At 42.3% G+C, this 23875-nt stretch carries 20 protein-coding genes; 15 read left to right on the forward strand and 5 right to left on the reverse strand.

Annotation, left to right across the window (positions count from 1 at the left end):
- Positions 1 to 6 precede the first annotated feature (6 nt).
- The 3 genes from K6V26_RS02415 to K6V26_RS02425 all read left to right on the forward strand — a co-directional run bounded on the left by K6V26_RS02415 (position 7) and on the right by K6V26_RS02425 (position 5466).
- Complete coding sequence (locus tag K6V26_RS02415; protein ID WP_195437716.1) at positions 7 to 1389, forward strand: GDSL-type esterase/lipase family protein; 1383 nt, start codon at positions 7 to 9, stop codon at positions 1387 to 1389.
- Positions 1390 to 1471: 82 nt separating this feature from the next.
- The gene (locus K6V26_RS02420) at positions 1472 to 4486 is read left to right on the forward strand and encodes a glycoside hydrolase family 97 catalytic domain-containing protein (RefSeq protein ID WP_224264515.1); all 3015 of its coding nucleotides are present in this window, start codon (positions 1472 to 1474) and stop codon (positions 4484 to 4486) included.
- Positions 4487 to 4665: 179 nt separating this feature from the next.
- Positions 4666 to 5466 (forward strand): M48 family metallopeptidase, encoded by an 801-nt coding sequence (locus K6V26_RS02425; RefSeq protein ID WP_010800296.1) that lies wholly within the window; start codon positions 4666 to 4668, stop codon positions 5464 to 5466.
- Positions 5467 to 5849: 383 nt separating this feature from the next.
- Here K6V26_RS02425 and K6V26_RS02430 read toward each other — a convergent pair whose 3' ends face one another.
- The gene (locus K6V26_RS02430; RefSeq protein WP_010800294.1) at positions 5850 to 6101 is read right to left on the reverse strand and encodes a hypothetical protein; all 252 of its coding nucleotides are present in this window, start codon (positions 6099 to 6101) and stop codon (positions 5850 to 5852) included.
- Between the two features lie 41 nt (positions 6102 to 6142).
- Entirely contained in the window at positions 6143 to 7936 is a 1794-nt protein-coding gene (locus K6V26_RS02435; protein WP_224264516.1) for a MutS family DNA mismatch repair protein, read from the reverse strand.
- 160 nt (positions 7937 to 8096) lie between these two features.
- Between K6V26_RS02435 and K6V26_RS02440 the strand changes: the two genes are divergently transcribed.
- Complete coding sequence (locus K6V26_RS02440; protein WP_007653691.1) at positions 8097 to 8936, forward strand: phospholipase A; 840 nt, start codon at positions 8097 to 8099, stop codon at positions 8934 to 8936.
- A 149-nt stretch (positions 8937 to 9085) separates the two neighbouring features.
- Here the strand turns inward: K6V26_RS02440 and K6V26_RS02445 are convergent, their stop codons facing one another.
- Positions 9086 to 9520, reverse strand: a complete 435-nt coding sequence (locus K6V26_RS02445) for a DUF6078 family protein (RefSeq protein WP_007653689.1) — start codon at positions 9518 to 9520, stop codon at positions 9086 to 9088.
- Positions 9521 to 9612: 92 nt separating this feature from the next.
- Between K6V26_RS02445 and K6V26_RS02450 the strand changes: the two genes are divergently transcribed.
- From K6V26_RS02450 to K6V26_RS02495, 10 genes are all read left to right on the forward strand, one after another.
- Positions 9613 to 10146 carry a hypothetical protein gene (locus K6V26_RS02450; RefSeq protein ID WP_007653687.1) on the forward strand — a complete coding sequence of 178 codons (534 nt, stop codon included), beginning with the start codon at positions 9613 to 9615 and terminating at the stop codon, positions 10144 to 10146.
- 178 nt (positions 10147 to 10324) lie between these two features.
- Positions 10325 to 12208 (forward strand): ABC-F family ATP-binding cassette domain-containing protein, encoded by a 1884-nt coding sequence (locus K6V26_RS02455; RefSeq protein ID WP_007653685.1) that lies wholly within the window; start codon positions 10325 to 10327, stop codon positions 12206 to 12208.
- A gap of 4 nt (positions 12209 to 12212) precedes the next feature.
- Positions 12213 to 13388 carry an MFS transporter gene (locus tag K6V26_RS02460; RefSeq protein ID WP_007653684.1) on the forward strand — a complete coding sequence of 392 codons (1176 nt, stop codon included), beginning with the start codon at positions 12213 to 12215 and terminating at the stop codon, positions 13386 to 13388.
- Between the two features lie 95 nt (positions 13389 to 13483).
- Positions 13484 to 15064: a hypothetical protein gene (locus K6V26_RS02465; RefSeq protein WP_007653683.1), complete on the forward strand. Its 1581-nt coding sequence runs from the start codon at positions 13484 to 13486 to the stop codon at positions 15062 to 15064.
- A gap of 10 nt (positions 15065 to 15074) precedes the next feature.
- The gene (locus K6V26_RS02470; RefSeq protein WP_122328452.1) at positions 15075 to 15749 is read left to right on the forward strand and encodes an RNA polymerase sigma factor; all 675 of its coding nucleotides are present in this window, start codon (positions 15075 to 15077) and stop codon (positions 15747 to 15749) included.
- Positions 15750 to 15813: 64 nt separating this feature from the next.
- Positions 15814 to 16335 carry a DinB family protein gene (locus tag K6V26_RS02475; protein WP_010800288.1) on the forward strand — a complete coding sequence of 174 codons (522 nt, stop codon included), beginning with the start codon at positions 15814 to 15816 and terminating at the stop codon, positions 16333 to 16335.
- 127 nt (positions 16336 to 16462) lie between these two features.
- The gene (locus tag K6V26_RS02480) at positions 16463 to 16819 is read left to right on the forward strand and encodes a hypothetical protein (protein ID WP_224264517.1); all 357 of its coding nucleotides are present in this window, start codon (positions 16463 to 16465) and stop codon (positions 16817 to 16819) included.
- Between the two features lie 141 nt (positions 16820 to 16960).
- Complete coding sequence (locus K6V26_RS02485; RefSeq protein WP_224264518.1) at positions 16961 to 17857, forward strand: YitT family protein; 897 nt, start codon at positions 16961 to 16963, stop codon at positions 17855 to 17857.
- A 141-nt stretch (positions 17858 to 17998) separates the two neighbouring features.
- The gene (locus K6V26_RS02490) at positions 17999 to 19198 is read left to right on the forward strand and encodes a pyridoxal phosphate-dependent aminotransferase (protein ID WP_224264519.1); all 1200 of its coding nucleotides are present in this window, start codon (positions 17999 to 18001) and stop codon (positions 19196 to 19198) included.
- 14 nt (positions 19199 to 19212) lie between these two features.
- The gene (locus K6V26_RS02495) at positions 19213 to 20457 is read left to right on the forward strand and encodes an ABC transporter permease (protein ID WP_129697962.1); all 1245 of its coding nucleotides are present in this window, start codon (positions 19213 to 19215) and stop codon (positions 20455 to 20457) included.
- Positions 20458 to 20465: 8 nt separating this feature from the next.
- Here the strand turns inward: K6V26_RS02495 and K6V26_RS02500 are convergent, their stop codons facing one another.
- Positions 20466 to 21638 carry a glycosyltransferase gene (locus K6V26_RS02500; protein WP_224264520.1) on the reverse strand — a complete coding sequence of 391 codons (1173 nt, stop codon included), beginning with the start codon at positions 21636 to 21638 and terminating at the stop codon, positions 20466 to 20468.
- Between the two features lie 175 nt (positions 21639 to 21813).
- Between K6V26_RS02500 and K6V26_RS02505 the strand changes: the two genes are divergently transcribed.
- Positions 21814 to 23028 (forward strand): multidrug effflux MFS transporter, encoded by a 1215-nt coding sequence (locus tag K6V26_RS02505; protein WP_122328455.1) that lies wholly within the window; start codon positions 21814 to 21816, stop codon positions 23026 to 23028.
- On the opposite strand, the gene K6V26_RS02510 is transcribed toward K6V26_RS02505, so the two are convergent.
- Complete coding sequence (locus K6V26_RS02510) at positions 23023 to 23850, reverse strand: helix-turn-helix domain-containing protein (RefSeq protein ID WP_224264521.1); 828 nt, start codon at positions 23848 to 23850, stop codon at positions 23023 to 23025. The two genes, K6V26_RS02505 and K6V26_RS02510, sit on opposite strands and share 6 nt — an antisense overlap.
- Between the last annotated feature and the right edge of the window lie 25 nt (positions 23851 to 23875).

The raw sequence follows: 23875 nt of genomic DNA on the forward strand, positions 1-23875 counted from the left end.
AACAAGATGAAGACATTATGGGTGATCCTTTTGTGTTTGTTTTCTTTTTCCGTCGTAGCTGAAGAAAAGTTGTATGAAGTCTCGACTCAGAGATATACATATTACTCCGGAGCGTTGGGTAGATTTGATCTGGAAATTGATCTGCCCCGGTGCGATAAAAAGCAAAGTCCATATATGATTTATATACATGGTGGCGGATGGCAGCATGGAGATATGGGGGTTTTTAAAAAGCATTCCATTTATATGGCGGAAAGAGGCATTGCAGGTGTTCGGATCTCTTATCCTTTGATGGATCAGGGCGGTACACTAGGACGTGTAATGGATTTGATTGAAAAGTCTGTATTATTTATCAGAAAGCATGAGGAAGAATGGAAGTTGGACTCATCTTGCTACGGTTTTTGCGGCGCTTCGGCCGGTGCGCATTTAGCGGCATTGGCAGCCATGAAAATACCTGGATGCAGACTTTGGGTAGGTATGGCCGGGACTTATAATTTGTTGGAAACGAGAGAGGGTGATTTTCCTGTACCTGTAGTACAAAAAAGGTTTATTCAGGCGATAGACTCGCTGGACTTGCGTCAGGCTTCTGCTATGTTTAATATTCCGGATAGGAATATTCCTGCTAGTCTCTTGATGCATGGGATGAAAGATAATGTTATTGATTATAATCAATCGGTAAATTTTGCGACAGCGTTGGAAAGTAAAGGCGGGATAGTGGAAACTAAATTATATGAGAATGTCGATCATGGAATAAATTCCCGGACAAACGAAACATTGTTTAATCGTGTTTCTGACGATATGTACACTTTTTGTAAGGATATATTTTCCCGTAAGCGGATTGCTTGTGTGGGGAATAGCATCACATACGGGTATTTAACAAATTCGGTTGAAGAAACATATCCTTATAAATTGCAGAAAATGCTGGGAGATAGTGTTGAGGTACGCAACTTCGGAGTACCGGGTGCAGCTGTGCAGTTTGATAAATTTACTACTTATTTGAAGACGGAGGCATACAAAGATTTGAAATTATTCAGACCGGAAGTAATCATTGTGAAATTGGGAACTAATGATTCGAGACCGGATGAATGGGTAAATGAAGATTTTTTTTATGCAGATTATCTCAGGTTGGTCCGGAGAATGAAAAGTATTTCAGATCAAGTATATCTTTGTTATCCGATATTGCCGTATGGATTTAAATGGCAACAGCGTGATGACATTTTGCGCAATAAAGTAATGAAGCTGATTAAGCGGGTTTCAGAAGAGGAACAATTGCCGGTGATTAATTTGTATCGGGAGGAGATGAGAGATAGCGTTAATTATTACCCGGACGGTATTCATCCGACTTCAAACGGGTATGATATAATAGCAAAGATTATTTATGACAATTTATAGTACATAGGATATGTTTTTACAAAGTAAAGTTTGGATTCGTGTTTTGGGAGTATTGATGTTCGCTTTGATAAACATTGGACATATGAAGGGGGTGGAGTATTCCCTTTTGTCTCCGGATGGAAAGTTGGAAGTCCGGTTTGTTCGGACGGATAAGGGAACTTTTGAATATAAGTTTTCGATGGGGAATAAGTTGGTTATAGACTCTTCTACAATCGGATATTACATGACAAATGGAAACAAAATACCTGGAAATGACTGGGTAATAGCAAATCATAGCAAAAGAATGTCTAAATCTGTCTGGAAACCAGTATGGGGAAAAAGAGAGGTGGTGCCGGATGTTTTTAATGAATTGTCATTAGAATTGGCGCCACAGTCGGGGAGCGAAAAAACTAAACTATCGTTTGTCGTTCGGTTATATAATGACGGACTTGCTTTCCGTTATGAATTTCCGGAAAAACAAGTAGATATCCAGTCTGAATTGACAGGGTTTTGTTTTGCAGCTGATTATACAGCCTGGTCCTATAATGGGGAAAATGCCAATATTGGTCCGGAAAAACTCTCGGATATTGATGGTATAAGACGTCCGGTTGTGCTTTTGGAAGTTGATCCGAAATGCTATGTGGCTATTCATGAAGCTGATTTACGGGCGGGAAATCCTTTGCGGTTAATCTCCGGAAAAGGGGATCAGAGTTTTATGATAGAATCGTCTCCTGTGACTTTGTCCGAGGAAAATTGTTCTCCCTGGCGTGTTGTAATGGCTGGTGATAAATTAGGTACTTTAGTCGATTCGCACATTATTGAATTGTTAAATCCTGAACCTCAGATGGACTTCTCATGGGTCAAACCGGGTGTTTATGTTTGGGATTGGCGTATTGATGGTGCGATTGTTGAAGATTTTACTTATTCGATGACATATCCTTCCTGGGTACGTATGGTTGATTTTGCTTCGAAGCAAGGTTTTAAAGGGTTGGTATTGGATGCGAACTGGTATGGACCGGAGCATGAGAGTGAATCAGATCCGATGAAAGGAGGCCAGGCGCAGGATGTCCGAAAAATTATTCAGTATGCGAAAAGTAGAGGTGTAGGCATCTGGTTATACTTGAATGATGTTGGAGGACGTAATTTCCCGATCAGTGAGACATTAAAGTTGTATCACGATTGGGGCGCCGTGGGGGTAAAATATGGATTTATGAAAGGCTCCGAGCAGGAGAAAAATATTCGTACCAGAATGATTACTGAACTGTGTGCCCGAAATCAGTTATTGGTAGACTTCCATGATGGGCCTGTTCATCCTTATGGACAAATGCGGACTTGGCCTAATGCTATTACGAGGGAATATTGTCATGCTCAGTTGGATGCCCATCGGGTTTTTGTTCCGTCTACATTCGTAACATCTGTTTTTGTGAATATGTTGGCCGGTCCGATCGACATGAATAATGGCATGTTTGATTTAAGACAAGGGCCGACAACAAGAGTAGATGAAAACCAGCCGGTCCCCTCGACTGTCGTGTCGGAAGCAGCCCGGACATTGGTGACTTTTTCAGGAGCAACGATTCTTCCTGACATTCCGGAATATTATGAAAAGTATCCGGAGTTACTTTCCTTTATCTCTGCTCAGCAGATGCCCTGGAAAGAGAGTAGGACGTTGGATGGTAAAGTCGGTGAATATATTGTTATGATGCGTCAGACTGATAATGTTTATCTGGTTGGGGCTGTGACGAATGAATCGGCAAGAGAATTGGAGATCCCCTTGTCTTTTTTACCACGTGGACAATATGAGCTAATGTTAGTTCAGGATGGTGTTGATGCGCATTATTTGAACAATAGAGAATCTTATCAGGTGTCTAATCAAATTGCGACAACTAACGATAAAATTAAAGTCAGACTTGCTGCAGGTGGTGGTGCGTGCCTTTTGTTGAGAAAGCAACTTCCGGATTGTTTAGCGTTAAGGAATGGGTTATATTGGACTAATAAAAAGATACAAGAGAAAAAACCGCTGACGATAGCCTTTTTGGGAGGAAGCATAACACAAGCTTCTGGCTATCGGGTACAATTTGAAGATTGGTTTAAAAAATCTTACCCGGATGTCCTTTTATCGACTATAAATGCAGGTATCGGTGGTACAGGTTCAGATTTGGGAGTTGTTAGAATGGACAGTGATGTCTTAGCTAAAAATCCAGACTTGGTTTTTGTCGAATTTGCAGTGAATGATTCACAAACTGATTCATTAGAGATTGTACGTTCTATGGAAGGGATAGTAAGGAAAATCCGAAATCATTCAGATCACGTAGATATTTGTTTTTTGTATACGACAAATAAGCCACAGGAAAATGTGATTTTAAATGGAGATCATTGGCGTTCATCCCGCATAATGGAGCAGATAGCTCAATATTATGGTATTCCATCTGTTTCTTTTGATTTCGCTGTTGCAAAACTACTAAGAGATAATAAGTTAGTGATGCATGCTTTACGGGATATGGATTATGGAGAGAAAATACGTTTTACGGAGGATGGTACACATCCAGGTTCAGACGGACATGCTGTTTATACGGAAACTCTATGCAATTCGTTTCAGCAAATGGTGAAAGGGACCCCAATGGTTCAGAAAATGAAAGTCCCGTTTTGCGAAACGAATTATGAAAAAGCTAAAATGTATGATGTAAAAAAGGAATGGCTTTCAGAAGGATGGGAGAAAAAAGACGGAAGTGATCCTTTTGTCAAGCCTTTTAGGGAACATTTCTCTTATGTCGCTTCAACTGAGAAAAGTGGAGAGACTCTTCAATTTCGTTTTAAAGGTACAAGAGTCGGATTGTTTGATATTATGGGTCTTAGAGGAGCTCGTATAAAAGTTTATATTGATGGAAAGCTAATAAAAGACACGCGTAGATTTGATAAATATTGTACCTATAACAGGATGAACTATTTTTGGATGCCTGAACTACCGTATGGTGAGCATTCTGTTATAATAGAAGCGGACTGTACCCCTTTTGATAAAATGGATATTTTGCAAACAGAGAAAAAAATGAATATTGAAGAACTAAATAAATATGAGGTATTGATTGGTAAAATATTATGTGTCGGGAGTATATTGGAATAGAGTTGGTCTCTTAATTGACGAGAACAAATGTAATAATATACAGAAAGTGTTACGCCTCATACCGATTCCGCCGGATAAACAGGTTTCGTTATATATCTGTTGAGCAAAAATGCCTTTTGAATTGTTCTATTCTCATAAAGAAATGATAATTTTGTATTCGTAAAAACTAAATGAGAGAGATGAAAAAGATTACAGGTTTATTGATGGCGATGCTTCTGATGCTGAGTGCGTGCGGGAGTGTGCCTTTGACAGGGAGAAAGCAGGTGTTGCTGGTTTCCGACCAGGAGGTATTGTCCTCCAGCTTAACGCAATATAGCGATTATATGAAATCAGCCACAAAGTCGTCGGATAAGAATGAGAGTGCGATGGTGACCCGTGTGGGGAAGAAGATTGCCGCAGCCACAGAGGCTTATCTGAAAGCGAACGGAATGGAAAGCGAGATTAAGAATTTCCAGTGGGAGTTCAATCTGGTGAAAGATAACCAGATAAATGCTTTTTGTATGCCGGGCGGAAAGATTGTGGTTTACGAAGGTTTGATGTCGCTGGTATCGTCGGATGACGAACTGGCCGTAGTGGTTGGTCACGAAGTAGCGCATGCGGTGGCAAAACATAGTAACGAACGAATGAGCCAGCAGCTGATGGCACAATACGGAGCCGCCATCTTGGGACAGGCTGTAAGCAATAAGAGTGCGGCAGTCCAGACGGTTGCCAATACGGTTTATGGTGTGGGTGCGCAGTATGGTGTCATGCTTCCTTTCTCACGCAAACATGAATCGGAAGCGGATTATATGGGATTGGTATTTATGACGATGGCTGGATATAATCCCGATGTAGCGGTAAATTTCTGGCAAAAGATGTCTGCCGGAAAAAGCGGCTCGACTCCGGAGTTCATGAGCACTCACCCAAGTGATGCCACCCGTATCGCAGAGATACAGCGGGCGTTGCCGGAGATTAAGGCGAAGTATAAAACAGGAAAATGATAATAAATGGAGTTGTATTAAAACCGAATTTTGATACAACTCCATTTGATAAGTTTTATTTACGTTCTTTTATTTCGCTTTGAAGTTGTTTGGGATTACGTCGGCAATCCCAAAGCATGTGGATATAAATATATTTATCGTGAACGGTATAAATTATTTTAATGTGCCCCGAGACTAGTGAACGGTAAGAGAGTTGATCGACGTCACTCAGACAGGTTTCACAGAATCCCAGAAAAGGATGTAAACAGAGCAAATGATATATGTCATGATGAAGTGTGTCGCGGACTTTTTGAGCTGTTTTAACTCCAAAAGCATCCCGGTAATAGTATATAATCTGATCAAAATCGTTTGATGCAAACGGATGCCATATGATTTTCATACTATTATATAATATCTTTCATTCGCTGTTCCATCTCTTCACCGCTGATACCTATTCCGGCAATAGCATCCTTACCAGTGATAGCCAATCGCTGACGAACCTCTTCGAGGGTATATTCACACGGACTTGCCTCTTCTTTGTTACTCCGGAGCTTACTTAGATATTTGCGAAGTTTTCCGATGGTTTCACTATTTTCGATATTTAATATCTCACGAACCAATTCCGCTTTGCTGGCTTCAAGTTCTATTGTTGTCATAAGTGACTCCTTTCTATTAATTTACGTGCAAATATAAGTATTTAAACCGTTATCCCCATCTTCTTCATCAGGAAACATGCATTCATATTTTGTGCTACCCCTTCACGAAGCAGATAGGAGAAGGTTAGTTCTTCATTTGTAATATCGGCTTCAAAGCGGTAGTTCTTTATCTGGTTGGGGAATTCGTTTTCCAGTTCGCCCAGTGCCAGGTCGTGTGTGGCGATGATACCGCAAGTCTGGTAAGCTACCAACTGTTTCATCAGGGCGATCGAACCTTTTTGCTTGTCGATCGAGTTAGTTCCTTTCAGGATTTCATCCAGTATGATAAATAGTTTTTCTCCCTGTTGCAGACGGTCGATAATCATTTTCAGCCGTTTCAATTCTGCGAAGAAATAAGATTCATTGCTGACCAGCGAATCGGAAGTACGCAGGCTGGTCACCATCTTTGCCGGATAGACAGTCAGGGAGTCTGCATAGACCGGAGCACCGATACAGGCCAGCAGATAGTTGACTCCGACTGTACGGAGGTAGGTGCTTTTCCCAGCCATATTTGCCCCGGTGATAATCAGGAACCACGGACTTTTTTCTATCGAAATATCATTCCGTACGCAAGCATCACGGCGGAGTAGGGGGTGCCCAAGTGCTTTACCACTCATCTTGAAATAAGAGTCGGCTATTTCCGGATAGATATAGCCGGTATGATTGAATGCAAATCCTCCCAACGAACTGTAGGCATCAAACTCGGCAAGGGCATCGAACCATCGGGGAATATCCTCGGCGTGTATCTGTATCCAACGTTCCAGACGGATGGCTGTCCGGGTGTCGCGGAGAATAAAGATGTTCATAATGAATCCCATCATACTGCCCCGCTGGTCCAGCGCACCAATGCTGCGGGATAGCTTTTTCAGAGCCTTCGAGGCTGTTCCGTCTGTCCCGTTAAACTGGTTGCTGATCGCTGCCAGTTCGGTTGACTTGAAAAGGTCGCCTTCAATGCTTTTGATCAGTGAAGAATACGTATACAGGATTTTCTCCATCTTGTTCACGGAGTTATGAAGTTCTGTGATTTGTTTTCCCCGTATGTAGGAAATTAGGAACGAGATGGCGAAGAATATGCTTATGCCGGTGAAACTGATTATTCCGCTTGATGCTCCTGCGATCAGTATCACCCATATGGCAGGAATGAGCCATATCAGTATTTTCCAGAGCTGGCTGTTAATGAAGGCCGGTTTATGATCTGTTAGTGTGTTTAGGGTATTCACATCTCCTTTATTTCCCGGACTTAATACACCAGTTACATAGAAGTGTTGCCTTAATTGCGTCATTTCGCTCAGTTCACGGATCGCTTCCTGGTGTTTGAGTATCTTTTCTTTATCGGTAAGCGGGTTGATAAACCAGTTGGCAAGCCTTTCTTTTCCCATCGAAGTAACTGTCCGGTTGATGGACTGGAAGATGGAACGGTTTCCGAAAAGATCCAGGTCCAGGCTGAATGAATGGTCGGCCGAACTTTTCTCCGGTGCCCCGTCGAAAGCGCTGAAATCGTAATCCAGTCCTTTCAGTTCGTTGTTACACAGGGCGGATAGTGCATCGGCATACGACTTTTGCGATGATAAAAATGTATGATAAACCATTAACCCGATGAAAGGAATGATGAATAAGAGGATTGCTCCGCCTAACACCATCCAGTTTTCGGCTTTCAGAAACCATATCGCAGCAATAAGCCCGGCGACCAGCAGCAGGCGTATTGTTCCTATCAAATGCATTTTTTTTCTCAGACTGTCCGAGCGGCGTGTGTAAGCGGCTATTGTATCCCTGTAATATTGATATACTTTTTCCATGCGGGCAAAGATATAAAAAATGAACATACCAGTTAAGATTTGGTTATAATAAAGAAGAGGTAACTGAATTGACCATAATTCATGAAATCGGGGAGAATTGTTAAACCTTGATGGATATTACCTTTGTTCTATTTTTATAAGGTTTATATATTCATGTTTTATGAAAAGGACAGCAGTATTTCTATACGTTTTATTCATTTCCTGTTTTGTTTCAGTATCTGCCCAGGTTCTGGTGCAGGATCCGAAGTTGGAATATAACGCGGACAGTGTGCGTGCGGTATTGGACAAAGCGCCTTATTTCACTTTATTCAAAGATAATTATTTCATCGGCGGAACGACGATCGGGCATAAACCGACCGCAGCCAATTCGGATGTGAAGTTCCAGTTGAGTATTGCCCAACGCCTGACGAAAAGTAAGCTGCCTTTCGACACTTATCTTTTTATCCAGTACACCCAGAAAGCCTTTTGGAATGTTTTCCAGAAATCTCTGCCCATGCGCGACCTGAACTTCAACCCGGGAATCGGACTGGGGCATCTGATTATCCATCATAATAAATTCATCGGAAAAGGCTATCTGATGCTCGAACATGAATCGAACGGAAAAGACAGTACGGCTTCGCGCAGTTGGAACAAGGTGACATTTGCAACAGCCATTGTTTTAAACAAAAACTGGGAGGCTCAGTTCAAGACCTGGATACCGATCGTCGACGGAAAATATAATAAAGACCTGTTAAAGTATAACGGTATTTTCCAGATGGCGGCCAATTTCCGGACAGACAATAAGCGGTTTAACTGCGGAGTGATCCTGACGAAACGTAAAACCTGGTTTAGTTTTAATACACAGGTCGAGTTAAGTTATAAGTTTAACAATAACGAGAACCAATATTTTTTCCTTCAATATTATAACGGTTACGGTGAGAACCTGCTGGAATATAATCACTTTAAGAGTATGCTGCGGATCGGGTTTGTGATAAAGCCGCAGGATTTCAGTATTTATTGAGAGTTCGTTATAGAGCTTTTTCCCCACAATTTTTATTCATGTGGGGAATTTCCCCCACTACTATGGGGAATACTACCCACTTGTGTGGGGAATATCACCCATTTAAGTGGGGATTATAAGTAATAAAGGCCTAAAAAGTTTACAATTTCTTACCAATCGTATTGCTCTACATATTGGTCGAAAAGCGGATCGGTATGGATACCCTGACGAATAAAGATTAAACGAATGATATTTTGTTCTTCAGGGGTAATCAATCGTTCTTTTTTCTGGATGCGGTAAAGGGTTCCTTTACTGAATTTAGTATTCATTGCCCGCTTAATGGCAACAGCTTTGTTATGAGGCAGATCTTCTAATAATTGAGTGATCCCCAAAGCGTACCTGTCCTTTTGATCTGCTTTGAAAAAGGGGCAGCTATCTGCTTGTGGCGTCGTGCAATCGGGGTTTACGATCGAGAAAACAGTCCGTTCCGGCGTAAGCTGTTTCGAAACGAGATAACGCAGGCACTCCGTAGAGTGCTTGCATTGTTCATTCAGGCAGTAAGCAAAACCATAAGGGACGGATTCGTATTTAGATTCAGGTTCCATGTGTTGAATTTTATGATTTGACAAAGATAAGGTTAATATTGAAAAAAAGGAAATGATGTGAGAGTATTTTTTTACAACAAGTCGGTCGTTGTATGCGTCCGTCTCCAGGTAAAGAGGAAGGTTTTGTTTTGGATAATGCAGGGCTTTGGCTAGAGTATGGATTTTGTCAACAAGACAGAATACGGACACTTAAAGGAAAGAAAAAACGTAAGCGTCGTGAATCTCTAGAACCAGTGTTTGTCGTGATGGATCAGGATGGAATAATTCGGGAAGCTCATATTCCCCAACAGGTTGAAGGAATGGAATTAATTGAACTGACTCAGGAAGCTGAAGATTTGTTGGTGTTTGAGTCTTTCTTATCTTTTGCTTTGAATAAGGGGCATAAACCTTATTCGGCTTATTTGCGTTTTGAAGAACAATATTTGTCTGAGAATAATCAGAATCTGAATTTGATTCATTTGAAATATATCCAGAATCGTATAAGTAGATTACCTGGGGCTCCTAATCAGGGGACATGGTATCATATTAAGAAAAAAGTTATAACTATAGGTTCTTCTGAAGGCCTAGATCGTATGTTTATTATAAAAAAGGTCAAAGTCTCAGGTGCTGAATATTGTGGTTTTTAAAGGATAGGAAGTATATTGATATATTTTCTTCTATATCTTTGTGAAAAGAATTTACTGCTGTCTTTTTATTCTATTGGAGACAATATTTTTGTCTAAAGTTTGGTCATTCGTTTATGGGGAACGACTCTCCACCAATTTTTTGTATCTTTGCCCCTCAAAGTAAAGTACAAAAGGCAGTATGATCAGTTATTTACAGATAGACGGACTTACCAAGAGCTTCGGTGATTTGGTTCTTTTTGAGGATATTACGTTTGGAATTGCACAGGGGCAGAAAGTGGGCCTTATCGCAAAGAACGGTACAGGTAAAACAACTTTACTGAATATCATTGCCGGGAAGGAGGATTATGACAATGGGGCGGTTGTGTTCCGTAACGACCTGCGTGTCGGTTATCTGGAGCAGACACCGGTTTATCCCGAAGGATTAACCGTTCTTCAAGCCTGTTTTTATTCCCCGAATGAGACGGTTCGACTGATCGCTGAGTATGAAGAAGCTATGGCCAGTGACGATCATTCCAACTTGCAGGATATCCTGATGCGTATGGATAACCTGAAAGCCTGGGACTATGAACAACGGGCCAAGCAAATCCTTTCACAACTAAAGATCACAAACTTCGACCAGAAAGTGGAACATCTGTCCGGCGGACAGTTGAAACGCGTGGCATTGGCTAACGTTTTGATTACTGACCCTGAACTGATCATCCTCGATGAGCCGACCAACCACCTCGACCTGGAAATGACCGAATGGCTGGAAGGATACCTGAGCCGTGCCAATATCAGTATCCTGATGGTGACGCACGACCGTTATTTCCTGGATCGGGTTTGTAGTGAGATTATTGAAATAGATCGTCAGCAAATCTATCAATATAAAGGTAATTACAGCTACTATCTGGAAAAACGTCAGGAACGTATGGAGGCGATGAATACGGAAGTGGAACGTGCTAACAACCTGTTACGCAAGGAACTGGAATGGATGCGCCGGCAGCCGCAGGCCCGTGGAACGAAGGCTAAATATCGTATCGATGCTTTTTATGAACTGGAGAAGAAAGCCAAGCAGCAACGGGATAACGGAAACGTGAATCTGGATGTGAAAGCTTCCTATATCGGATCGAAGATATTTGAAGCGGAGCATGTGACGAAAAGCTTTGGTAATATTAAAATCGTAGAAGATTTCAATTATATTTTTGCCCGTTTCGAGAAGATGGGTATTGTCGGTAACAATGGTACCGGGAAATCTACCTTCATTAAAATGCTGATGGGGGAAGTGGAACCGGATAGCGGACGCTTCGATGTGGGCGAAACGGTTCGTTTCGGCTATTACAGTCAGGATGGCTTGAAGTTTGACGAACAGATGAAGGTGATCGATGTCGTACAGGATATTGCCGAATATGTCGACCTGGGCGACGGAAAGAAACTGGGTGTTTCTCAGTTCCTGAATTATTTCCTGTTTACTCCCGAAAAACAACATAGCTATGTTTATAAACTGAGTGGGGGAGAGAAGCGGCGTCTTTATCTGTGTACAGTCCTGATGCGTAACCCGAACTTCCTTGTACTGGATGAGCCGACCAACGACCTGGATATCGTAACGCTGAATGTGCTGGAAGAATATCTGCGTAACTTTAAAGGTTGCGTGATTGTTGTTTCGCACGACCGCTACTTTATGGATAAGGTTGTCGACCATCTACTGGTATTTCGTGGCAATGCCGACCTAAAAGATTTCCCCGGCAACTATACTCAATATCGCGACTGGAAAGAGGTACAGGATCAGTTGGAGAAGGAAGCGGAAGCTGCCCGCCAGCCCAAACAAGCTCCTGCTCCTGAAAAGAACAACCGCCCTCAGAATGAACAGAAAAAGAAACTATCTTTCAAGGAACGGAAGGAGTTTGAAGCGCTGGAAGAAGAAATACCTGCGCTTGAAGCTGAAAAAGCTGAACTTGAAACGGTTATGAGCAGCGGAACATTGAGCAACGACGAGTTGATGGCAAAGTCGGAACGCATTGCAAAAGTGATTGAAGAAATAGATGAAAAGACAATGCGCTGGCTGGAGTTAAGTGAGCTGGCTTAAAGATATGAACGAAACGAAACCTGTGCTTTGGAACCGGAATTTCATCCAGTGTTGTATTTCTTATTTCCTGATGAATTTCTCTTTTTACATGCTGATGCCGACTATGCCGGTTTATTTGGTGGAGGTATTGAAGATTAATCCGTCGGAGGTAGGTGTGGCATTATCCAGTTATTCGATAGGGTTGCTGTGCGTCCGTCCCTTTTCCGGATACTTGGTGGATTGCTTTTCACGCAAACCGTTATATCTCTTTGCCTTTACGGTTTTTGCCTGTATGTTTGCCGGTTATTTGTTTGCAACGACGGTCCTGACGATAATGGCTGTCCGTTTCATTCAGGGTGGCTTTATGGGGATGACTTCCGTTTCCGGTAATACCATTGCGATAGATGTGATTCCTTCCAGGCGAAGAGGCGAAGGAATGGGGTTTTATGGCTTGACGATTAATCTGGCGATGTCGCTTGCTCCGTTGGTGGCGGTCGCTGTTTATGATAGGTATGGTTTTCATCCGCTGGTGCTGGTAGGTCTGGCGATAGCGTTGGTTGGTGTCGGCTCTGTCTGCCTGATTCGTTATCCGAAACGGGAGAAGGTGGAACGGCCTCCTTTTTCGCTGGATCGTTTTATTCTGGTGAAAGCGTTACCGACGGCATTGGCTTACCTGTTGAGTGCAATACCTTATGGGATGGTTGTTTCTTTCGTCGTGCTGTACGGAAAAGAGATCAATGTGTCGAATCCCGGTTATTTCTTTATTTTTATGGCGATAGGGGTCGGTACGGCAAGGCTTATCTCCGGGCGGTTGGTCGATCACGGGAAGATACATCTGGTATCGATTAGTGCGTTGGTGTTTCTGACACTTTCGTTTGCTGTATTTGCTTTGTTTCATAATGAAATTGTCTTTTTTGCTTCTGCGCTGGCGATAGGCATCGGATTCGGTGTTTGTGTCCCGGCTATCCAGTGTCTTTTCGTAAATGTCGCTCCGCATCATATGCGTGGAACGGCAACTTCCACTTATCTGACTTCTTTTGATTTCGGAGTGGGAATCGGAATGTTGGCAGCCGGCTTCATCGCTTCGCATGCCGATCTGGCAACAGCCTATCTGGTAGGTGCCGGATGCTGCCTGGTGTCGCTCCTGGTTTATTTGCGGTGGGTGAGACCGTCGTATGAGAAGCATAAATTGGTCGATTGAATTTTATACTTGCCTGATTAGATTGGTTTCTTTTGTTTATATTTGTGCTGTGGTCTTGTTTTGGGGGCTGCAATGATAATTAAAATGTCGGGTACATGAAAAACATTCTGTTAACCATCTTTTTACTGACATATACCTGTTTGCCGTGTTTTTGCCAGCAAACAGTCGATGAAGCCTGGGTTGCTTCTATTAATGAAGAATATGCCGCCTTTCCTTCCGAACTTATCTATCTCCAAACCAGCAAGGGTATTTATGAGACAGGAGAAGACCTTTGGTTTAAAGCATATCAGTTGAATTCCCAATCTTTTGCATTCTCCAATCAAAGTCAGACATTGTATCTGCAAATGATAAATAATAAGGATAGTATCGTTTGGCAAGAGAAATATCCGGTAGAAAACGGTATGGTATTCGGACATGTTTATGTCAGTGAGAAGCTGGTGGATGGGAATGGAGTACCAGTGAAAACGAATCTGGGCCTTAGTGTATTTGATAAGGCATATATTAATCCGGCAGATCCGGTAAACATATTGACGCATTGTTATCTATCCTCTCAGATACGCGGAAAGATTCATAATCCGCTTTATTATTTCGATGAAAAGAATAAAGATCGTATGCAGGCAATGGATTTATTGTTGCTGACTCAGGGATGGAGGCGGTATGTCTGGAATATAGAATATGCCCCCGATAATGAAAATCTGTTTTTGTCTGATGAAATAATAGGCATACAATCTATTCATAGTAAGAAAAAGAGGAAAGAGGCGCAGGGGACGGAACAACTTATTCAGATATCCGGTGCTGAGGGAAATTCATTGTATGTATGGGCTGACTCAACCGGTTCTTTTACTGTCGGTACGGATATATTGAAGGAACTTCGAGGTGGTTATGTGTATTTGAAACCGATGTTGTCGAATGAACATAAGCCTCAACTTGAAATAGAAGATTATTTTCCGCAAATCGATAGTCTAAGGAAAAAGAAACAGAGATATTACCCTATTATGGATATTTCTCAGTCTGTAAAAGAACAGATTCTCGATATGCCGGTCGTTAGTAATGATAGTACAATTTTACTGGATGAGGTAGTTGTTACCCGTAAAGCAAGTAGACCTTTCAGGGATAAGTTTATGGGACGTTTAGATAGTTTGGCACAGATGGACATTGGTATGCCTTGGGTGTGCCCGGATGGACATTTGGAAAATTATAAAGACGGATATACGGTACATCATGACCCCCGTTATTGTCCCAATGCAAATATCGTTCCTCTTGAAGAACGAAGTAAACCGGTAGAGGGTAAAACGTATCGAATTATTAAACCTAAATATTTCGATGGAGGAAAATGGTTTATTGTGGAAGACGAACAATATGTCGTTTATCACGGTCCTATTTATTCGGAAGAAGAACTTCTCCGCCGGAACAACCTTTGGCGTGCCAAAGGCTACTACGCTGCCCGTGAATTTTACCAACCGGACGAAATAGATATGCAATTGTCAACTCCCGATGCCCGTAATACTTTGTTATGGCAACCTTCCGTCATAACGGATGAAAAAGGGGAGGCAGAAGTTTCTTTCTATTGTTCCGATATCAATACCGGATTTGTGGGAATAGCGGAGGGTGTCGATGGTATGGGACTGCTAGGTACAGGGAAATGTGAGTTTGGGGTCGTTAGAAATTTTAATTGAATAAGCTTGAATGAAGTTAGAGGATATAGTTGAGCATTATGGCACAATGGTCGCAACCATTGCCAACCGGATGATTCAGAACAGGGAGATTGCGAAGGAGGCGGCTCAGGAAGTCTGGTATGAGGTGTTTAAGAGCCTGCCTTCGTTCAATGCAGATTCTGAATTATCGACCTGGATTTATACGATTGCGAAGCGGACTATTTCGCGGTATGCTCAAAATGAAAAGGTGGCGACCTTGGTGAAGCTGGAGCAATTCAGGGCCTTGCAGGAAATCGAATATACCGGTTCTGATGAGGAACGGAAAGAGTGGGTCAAAGAAAGATGTGACTGGTGCTTGACGGCTTTGAATCATTGCCTGAATAATGATGCCCGGCTGATTTTTATTTTTAAGGAGAATATAGGGCTTTCTCATAAAGAGATCGGAGAGATTATGGAAATGTCAGTGGAGAATGTCCGTAAGATATACTCCCGTTCCATTGATAAGATCAGCCATTTCCTGACCGATACCTGTCCGCTTTATAATCCTGCGGGAACCTGTAAATGCAGGATTTGTAAACAGGTCTTTTTTATTGACCTGGATAAAGAATATACCACAGTTGCCAAAATGATACGGTTGGCCGACCTGTATCAGAAGTTTGAAAAAGATTTGCCCCGGAAGAATTATTGGGAAAAATTTTTGGACTGAGTTGTCACAATCTCTACACTGTTACTCACTAATTATAATGTATAACTTAAAAAGTAACATTATGATGAGTAAAATTGAATTTTTGAGAGAACAAATCATTGAAGCACGGAATTTTGTAAACCGTCTGATTTCGGAAATGCCCGAAGAGCTATGGTACACAATTCCGGAAGGTACGGATTCAAACTTTGCCTGGCAGATCGGGCATCTGCTGGTTTCACAGAATTTTCATGCCATTACAACGATAACCGGGGTAAATGAAGATATTAAACGGCAGATACCAATTGCCCGTTATAATAAAATCTTTAATGGTATGGGGACTTTGCATCGTTCCGTTGAAAGGAACTTTATCCCTGCTTCGGAATTAAAGGAACAATTGGATTTTGTACACGATATTTGCCTTGCAAACCTACTGACTCTTAACGATGAAACTCTGAAAGAACCCCTTGAACCAATCCCGTTTAAGCATCCCGTTGCCGATATAAAGTACGAAGCCTTGTCCTGGTGTTTCAAGCATGAGATGTGGCATAGTGCCGAGATGGAGGCAATAAAAAGGGCTTTGGGATATCCGATCGTCTGGATGAAGTAATAAATCTGTTCGTGAACAATGTTATAAAACATATTGTTATATACACAAAGGCAAAAAGAAAAAAGAGAGATAGATTCGGAGGCAGCGGCCTCCATGTTTAGGTTTATTAATTTAATGTTTAGGTATTATGAGACGTTTAGGTATGGCTGTAGCAGCCATTTTATTATGTGCAACGGTAGGTTTTGCACGCGAGAGCCGGAACAATGTGAGTAAAGAACCGTTTGCTATTAACTTTGAGAAACTGAGTTATTATTTACAATTAACCCCGTCTCAGACGGGTGAAGTAGCAAATATAAATGAATTTTTCCTGGATAAACAACGTGAAAGTCTTCGTGCCAGCGAAAGCCAGCAACAAAAAAAGATGCATCAGGCTGTTTATGGAAATCTGAAGTTGATGAAAAAGGTTCTGACGCCCGATCAGTATCGCAAATATGTAACATTGTTGAATGTGACAAATAATAATAATCGTGCACTGAACCTTTAATATAAAAGGTGAGGGGGATTTGTTCCCCGGATCGCGATTGTTGAAAACAGGTGGAAGAGATTACGCAATTTGTTTGTGTAGTCTCTTCTTTTTTTATCTATCTTTGCGGCATTGAAAACAAATAATGATTGAATCTAAATTATGAAACAACTTGGTTTTCCTTCTAATGCTACATTGAAGAGTAATGCAGTCGATTATTCTCTGATTGTGGTTGGGGCTTTTTTGCAGGCATTGAGTTATGTACTTTTCCTGGCTCCCTTTAAAATTGTACCGGGGGGTGTTTATGGTATTTCCATCGTTTTGCATTATGTGACGAAAGGTGTTTTCTCCATTTTTCCGGACGGTTTGCCGATGGGTGCTACTGCCTTATGTTTTAACGTTCCATTGTTGTTGCTGGCAATGAAAAAGATCGGTCTTGCTTCAGGACCGAAAACGATCGTGACATTTGTGCTTATTTCCGTCTTTACGGACACATTATCCTATTTTTGCGGAACGGAACCGCTGGTGGAAAATGATACGTTTATCGCTTGTTTCTATGGAGGGGCGGTATTGGGTATCGGTGTGACTTGTGTGTTTAAGGCGCAAAGTACCAGTGCGGGAACAGATGTGTTGGCCCGTGTTATTGCCAATAATTCCAATTTGAAAGTAAGTAATATGATTATAATACTGGATTCTGCGATCGTGATGTTAGGCTTGATCGTATTCCAGGACTGGGCGGTTCCATTGTATTCCTGGTTCGCTATTTTCGTGTATGGAAAGGTTGTTGAAATGTTCCAGACGGAGAATCCGAATCGTGCCGTCTTTATCGTATCGAAGAAGACACAGGAGATAAAAGACCTGATTGTCGGAAAGATGGGGATGCGGGGTACTTTCCTCCACGGACGGGGCATGTATGAAGGAAAGGAAAAAGAGATCATCTTTACCATTGCCGAACGTAAGGATATGCCGCGCCTGAAAGATGAAATTAAGGAGATCGATCCGAACGCTTTTATTTCTACTATGCATGCGAGCAAGGATTCGCCTCGTCCGGGAATCTGAGGAATTGAAAATTAATAATTTAAAATTGAAAATTAAATGGGGAGATTAACTGCAAACCGATATTAATTTTCAATTTTCAACTTTCAATTTTCAATTATTTCCTATCTTTGCCGAACTTTAAACTAACATATAGAAAAAGTAATGCCTAATATCTCACAGCGGGGTGTCAATATGCCGGCTTCCCCCATTAGAAAACTCGTTCCGCTAGCCAACAAGGCTAAAGCAAAGGGTACCAAGGTGTACCATCTGAATATCGGTCAACCGGATTTACCTACTCCCGAGGTCGCGATGGAGGCTATGCGCCGTATTGACCGTAAAGTATTGGAATATTCTCCGAGTGAGGGAATTCGTAGTTTCCGTGAGAAATTGGTTAAATACTATGCGAAATTCAATATCAATGTCGATGTTGAAGATATAATCATCACTACCGGAGGCTCGGAAGCTGTATTCTTTTCGTTTATGGCTTGTCTGGATCCGGGGGATGAAATTATTGTTCCCGAACCTGCGTATGCAAACTATATGGCGTTTGCCATTTCCTGTGGAGCTGTGATCAAAACAGTTCCGTCTACTATCGATGAAGGCTTTGCTCTTCCTTCGGTGGAACGGTTTGAAGAGCTGATCACTCCGCGTACCAAAGCGATCCTGATCTGTAACCCGAATAATCCGACCGGTTATCTGTACACACAGAAGGAAATGGATCAGATTCGTGATATCGTAAAGAAATATGATCTGTTCCTGTTCTCGGATGAGGTATATCGTGAATTCTGTTATACGGGGGCTCCTTATATCTCGGCATTCCATTTGAAAGGTATCGAGAATAATGTGGTACTGGTGGATTCGGTTTCCAAACGTTACAGCGAATGCGGTATCCGTATCGGTGCGCTGATTACGAAGAACCAGATGGTGAAGGAAAATGTTATAAAATGGTGTCAGGCACGTCTGAGTCCTCCTTTGGTCGGACAGATCATTGCTGAGGCTTCACTGGATACGCCTGAAGATTATATGCTGGATGTCTACAACGAATATGTGGAACGCCGTAAATTCCTGATTGACGGGTTGAACCGTATTCCGGGTTGTTATTCTCCGATCCCTATGGGGGCCTTCTATACGGTTGCCAAATTGCCGGTGGATGATGCCGATAAGTTCTGTGCCTGGTGTCTGGACGAGTTCGAATATGAAGGACAGACGGTTATGATGGCTCCGGCATCCGGTTTCTATACAACACCCGGTTTGGGGAAAAATGAAGTGCGTATTGCGTATGTCCTGAAAAAGGAAGATTTAGCAAAAGCACTGGTGGTCCTGGCAAAGGCGTTGGAGGTTTATCCGGGAAGAGTCATTTAATCAACTGAATCGAATTGAACTTAGAACTATTTATAGCACGAAAAATTCATTTCAGTAAGGAGGGGAATCGTCAGGTTACTCCTCCTGCTGTTCGTATTGCCATAGTCGGTGTAGCGCTAGGGTTGGCGGTGATGATTCTTTCGGTCGCTATTGTGATTGGTTTTAAGAAAGAGGTTCGTAATAAGGTGATTGGTTTTGGTTCTCACATTCAGATCACCAATTTTGATAATAACAGTTCGTATGAAACGACGCCGATTGCGGTGAGCGATTCTTTGCTTCAGGCACTCCGGGAGTTTCCTGGTATTAAGCATATAGAAGGATATGCCACTAAAATGGGCATTTTGAAAACGGATAGTGATTTTCAGGGTGTCGTATTGAAAGGGATCGATACGGATTATGACTGGAGTTTTTTCCGGAACAACCTGAAAGAAGGTGAGTTGCTGACGATAGACCCCAAAAAGACTTCGACTGATGTAATCATTTCCAGATATTTATCCGACTTGCTGGGTTTGAAGCTGGGCGACAGTATTCTGACTTATTTTGTGCAGGAAGATGTTCGTGCCCGTAAATTCAATATCGTAGGGATTTACGAGACCGGCTTTATGGATTATGACAAGCTATTTGTTTTGGCTGACATTAAGCAGATCCGCCGGTTGAACGGTTGGGAGAAGGATGAGGTCAGTGGACTGGAATTGCTTGTAGATGATTACGATAAGCTGGACCAGATTGCGGAAGACCTGTATTTCAATCTGGTGGAGAAACAGGACCGTCATGGGAATACCTATTTTACCCGTTCGATAAAGGAGATGAATCCTATGATATTTAACTGGCTCGATGTGCTGGATGTGAATGTGGTAGTTATTCTTATCCTGATCTTTGCGGTTGCAGGGTTTACCATGATTTCCGGTTTGCTTATTATTATTCTGGAGCGGACGAATATGATCGGTATCCTGAAAGCGTTGGGTGAGAACAATGTCAGTATCCGCAAGATATTTCTTTATATTTCTTTCTTCCTGATCGGGAAGGGGATGCTTTGGGGGAATGTGGTTGGTATCGCTATTTGTTTGATCCAGTCTCATTTTCGTATAATAAAACTGGATCCTTCCATCTATTATCTGGATGCGGTGCCTATTGATTTAAGTATAGTCTCCTTGATTCTCCTGAATATCGGGACTTTATGCGCATCGATGCTGATGATGCTCGGTCCGTCTTACCTTATCACGAAGATCGATCCTGCCAAGAGCATACGATTTGAGTAATTTTCAATTCATTTATTTCCCAGGCGGAATGTATAATCGTTTTTTCCTCTGAATATCCTGTAAATTCTTACGTATAGATTGAACAGGGGCAGCAGCAGTTCCAGGAAGAACAGCCAGCCGGTTACAGGTTTCTGTTGCAGGAGTTTGGCTGATTTGTGCAGGATTGTCGCTTTGGTTGAAAAGCGTATGATGTATAATAATCCTGCCAGTATGGATATCAGCCAGTTGCCTAAAATACCCATGACGATACTGGTGATTACCGCGATAAAGAAAAGTAAATAACTCAGGCTTTCCATCCTGAAAAAGGTCAGGTTCCAGCCTTTATAATAACGTTGGGTGGCGGCACGTGATACTTTCATCTCTTTCCACATGCTGAAACGGTCTATCTTTGCCATTTCCGTGATGCTTTCCGGAGAATATTCCACCCAGGTATTCTGATCAGTTGCAGATTCGTTGATAAATAAATCGTCATCGCCGGCATGCAGGCTGAGCGATTTGTAATACCCTTTATGGGCAAAGAATAAATATTTCCGGTATGAGAGGTTACGGCCGTTGCCGGTATAGGGATTTCCGGTGAGGGCGGACGAGATATATTGCAATCCGGTTATCAGGTTATCATAAGCGACCAGCTTATGGAAAAATCCTTTGTGATGCCCATATGCACAAAAGCCTAAAATGATGTTTGTACTGGAGGTATAGTTGCGTGCCATGGCTGATATCCAGTTTTTACCCATAGGTTCGCAATTGGCTTCCGTAAAAAGGAGGATGTCGTGTTTGGCGGCTTTGATACCGACAGTGAGTGCCAGTTTTTTACGGCTCAGGTATTTTACGTCTTCCGGGATATAGGTGTGATAAAGATGATCATATTCGTTCTTGAATGTTTTTAAAACTTCGTCACTCTCATCGGTGGAACCGTCGTTGACAACAACGATTTCGTATTCCGGATAGTCCTGGTTCAACAAAGCCGGAAGGTGTTTCTTTAGATTCTCCGATTCGTTCTTGGCATAGACAATCACGGAAACGGCAGGCTTTGCCTGTCCCAGTTGCATTTGTCTTCTTTTAGCCTGTCTCAACGGGCGGGCATAAGTGACAAGATAATATAAGAGCTGGATGATGAATAGACCGGCAGTCGTGCCTGCCAGTATCATTTCTATATGATTGAAAATAAGTAAGTCGTTCATTCTTGAAGATGTAAATTAAAAAACGTACAAATGTACATGTTTCCTTCCTAATTACCACATTCAAAAAGAAATATCCTGAAGTTCCTGTTTATACCAGTAAATGTGCAATTAATGTAAAAGGCGGCCGGAAAGAAGGAAGTACTTTTGCTGCGGTAATTTTAATAGGAATAATGTGATGAATAGAAAAATGGGAATCGTGGTTCTGGTCCTTTCTTTATTAGCGGCTCTGGAACCTTTGAGCATAGATCTTTATCTCCCTGCTTTTACAGATATTGCTGAAAGCCTGCAAGTTTCTTTGAGTGAAGTACAAATATCCTTATCCATCTTTCTGGCAGGTTTTGCTATCGGACAACTGTTCTGGGGGACGCTTTCTGATTATTACGGACGGAAGAATCCGATCTTGGCAGCTACGGCTTTGTATACGATCAGTTCGTTTGCTTCCATCTATGTGACTTCGATCGAACAACTGTGGGTAATCCGCTTTCTGCAAGCCTTTGGCGGTTGTGCCGGAGTGGTGGTAGGACGTGCTGCTGTGAATGATTTGTTTGTAAATGAACAGCGGACGAAGGTATTCTCCCTGTTGGTGATCATTTCCGGAATTGCACCGGTTATTGCGCCGACTATCGGGAATTTGTTATTGAAACAGTGGCATTGGCACGGGGTGTTTAATACAATGGCCCTGTTAGGAGCCTTTACTATTCTGCTGACCTGGTTGTTTCTTCCGAAAAGTAAACCGGCGGCATTATCCGGAGAGATGAATGCGAAGAAGCCTTCGGTGAAAGAGATGGTAAAAGGATATGTCAGGGTGATGAAAGTATGGCCGTTCATGGTTTACACTATTATTGGTTGTATGGCTTATGGAGGTTTGATGGTCTATGTGTCTAATGCACCTTTTCTGATTATGGAGAAGGGGGGTATGTCGGGTGATACGTTTGCAATCATTTTTGCGATCAATTCGTTGGGATTGATGTTCGGGACTTATATTATTAATTTTATGCTGAAATATATGACGTTGAAGAAGCTGGTACGATATACGCTGGCTGTGCAACTGTTGATCGGGACATTGCTGATTGTTACAGCTTTTGCTTCGACCTCTGTTATTCCTTTGTTGGTACTGGTATTTCTGAATCTGATCCCGATCGGATTATTGTTACCGGCTACGACATCGCTCGGTTTGGCTTATTTTAAGGAAGACAGCGGATCTGCTTCGGCATTGATGGGATTTTTGCAATTGTTCTTTACCGGTGTTCTTTCGGCAGTAGTCAGTTTCTTACAAAATGATTCGGTTGTACCGATGATGTGCGGATTATTTGTTTGCGGGTTGACTTCTTTTGTGCTGCTGTTTGTCGATACGCGTCGTCGCCTGGCGGTGATTAAGGTCCGTTCATGACAGGTCTTTCTTTAGCAGCGACCGGAATTGCTTGGGCGTGTATCCGCTTTGTTCCTTGAAAAAACGGGTGAAATAAGATGCTTCGCTGAATCCGAGATCGAACGCTATTTCTTTGAAACTCGAAGCGCCATGGCTTATCATGCGTTTGGCTTCCAATAACAGCCGTTGGTCGATCAGTTGTTTAACTGTGTGACCGACGGCTTTTTTTGTCAGTTCGTTCATCCGTTTGTTACTGAGGTTTACTTCGCGGGCATAAAAGTCGGTTGTGCGTTCACTGATAAAATGGGTGTCGATCAGGGAAAGCACTCTGTTGACGCGGATGTCCTGGTTGCCCGGGGTGTCGGTATGTAGCAGTAATAAGTGGGTGATAAAGGCATGCATATAAGAATTTAGCAGGCTTTTGCGGTGCAACCCTTCGTGTTCGGCATAAATCAGGTCTGCTATCCGGCGGACGGCAGGAGCTTCGCTACCGGGAAGGGTGAGAATGTCCGGGAATGAATAATCGGCATAACTCTCGATATGCAGGCAGAGCCGTTCGAAATAATCGCGATTGATGGCAAACAGAAAACCTTTTTGTTCTTTCAGTTTCATGGTGTGTACCTGTCCCGGACGGATCAGGAAAATCTGGTTGGATTGCAGCGGATGCTCGGTGAAGTCGATGCTGTGACTTTCCTCCGGCCCGGTTTCCATGAAAAATAAAAGTTCGTAAAAGTTGTGACAGTGTGATCCCCGGAAATTCAATGGTGCGCAGTTTTCGATGCGTTCGGCGACGAAGAAATCACTTTCATCCAGGTTATGTACGGGAATATTATCTAAGAACATTTCACTCTATTTTATCGCAAAGATA

Source organism: Parabacteroides goldsteinii, from assembly GCF_020091425.1.
Lineage (GTDB): Bacteria > Bacteroidota > Bacteroidia > Bacteroidales > Tannerellaceae > Parabacteroides > Parabacteroides goldsteinii.

Excerpts from the sequence above, each read along its gene's own strand:
- K6V26_RS02415 (WP_195437716.1), top strand. The coding sequence starts at position 7 with ATGAAGACATTATGGGTGATCCTTTTGTGTTTGTTTTCTTTTTCCGTC.
- K6V26_RS02420 (WP_224264515.1), top strand. The coding sequence starts at position 1,472 with ATGAAGGGGGTGGAGTATTCCCTTTTGTCTCCGGATGGAAAGTTGGAA.
- K6V26_RS02425 (WP_010800296.1), top strand. The coding sequence starts at position 4,666 with ATGAAAAAGATTACAGGTTTATTGATGGCGATGCTTCTGATGCTGAGT.
- K6V26_RS02430 (WP_010800294.1), bottom strand. The coding sequence starts at position 6,101 with ATGACAACAATAGAACTTGAAGCCAGCAAAGCGGAATTGGTTCGTGAG.
- K6V26_RS02435 (WP_224264516.1), bottom strand. The coding sequence starts at position 7,936 with ATGGAAAAAGTATATCAATATTACAGGGATACAATAGCCGCTTACACA.
- K6V26_RS02440 (WP_007653691.1), top strand. The coding sequence starts at position 8,097 with ATGAAAAGGACAGCAGTATTTCTATACGTTTTATTCATTTCCTGTTTT.
- K6V26_RS02445 (WP_007653689.1), bottom strand. The coding sequence starts at position 9,520 with ATGGAACCTGAATCTAAATACGAATCCGTCCCTTATGGTTTTGCTTAC.
- K6V26_RS02450 (WP_007653687.1), top strand. The coding sequence starts at position 9,613 with ATGCGTCCGTCTCCAGGTAAAGAGGAAGGTTTTGTTTTGGATAATGCA.
- K6V26_RS02455 (WP_007653685.1), top strand. The coding sequence starts at position 10,325 with ATGATCAGTTATTTACAGATAGACGGACTTACCAAGAGCTTCGGTGAT.
- K6V26_RS02460 (WP_007653684.1), top strand. The coding sequence starts at position 12,213 with ATGAACGAAACGAAACCTGTGCTTTGGAACCGGAATTTCATCCAGTGT.
- K6V26_RS02465 (WP_007653683.1), top strand. The coding sequence starts at position 13,484 with ATGAAAAACATTCTGTTAACCATCTTTTTACTGACATATACCTGTTTG.
- K6V26_RS02470 (WP_122328452.1), top strand. The coding sequence starts at position 15,075 with ATGAAGTTAGAGGATATAGTTGAGCATTATGGCACAATGGTCGCAACC.
- K6V26_RS02475 (WP_010800288.1), top strand. The coding sequence starts at position 15,814 with ATGAGTAAAATTGAATTTTTGAGAGAACAAATCATTGAAGCACGGAAT.
- K6V26_RS02480 (WP_224264517.1), top strand. The coding sequence starts at position 16,463 with ATGAGACGTTTAGGTATGGCTGTAGCAGCCATTTTATTATGTGCAACG.
- K6V26_RS02485 (WP_224264518.1), top strand. The coding sequence starts at position 16,961 with ATGAAACAACTTGGTTTTCCTTCTAATGCTACATTGAAGAGTAATGCA.
- K6V26_RS02490 (WP_224264519.1), top strand. The coding sequence starts at position 17,999 with ATGCCTAATATCTCACAGCGGGGTGTCAATATGCCGGCTTCCCCCATT.
- K6V26_RS02500 (WP_224264520.1), bottom strand. The coding sequence starts at position 21,638 with ATGAACGACTTACTTATTTTCAATCATATAGAAATGATACTGGCAGGC.
- K6V26_RS02505 (WP_122328455.1), top strand. The coding sequence starts at position 21,814 with ATGAATAGAAAAATGGGAATCGTGGTTCTGGTCCTTTCTTTATTAGCG.
- K6V26_RS02510 (WP_224264521.1), bottom strand. The coding sequence starts at position 23,850 with ATGTTCTTAGATAATATTCCCGTACATAACCTGGATGAAAGTGATTTC.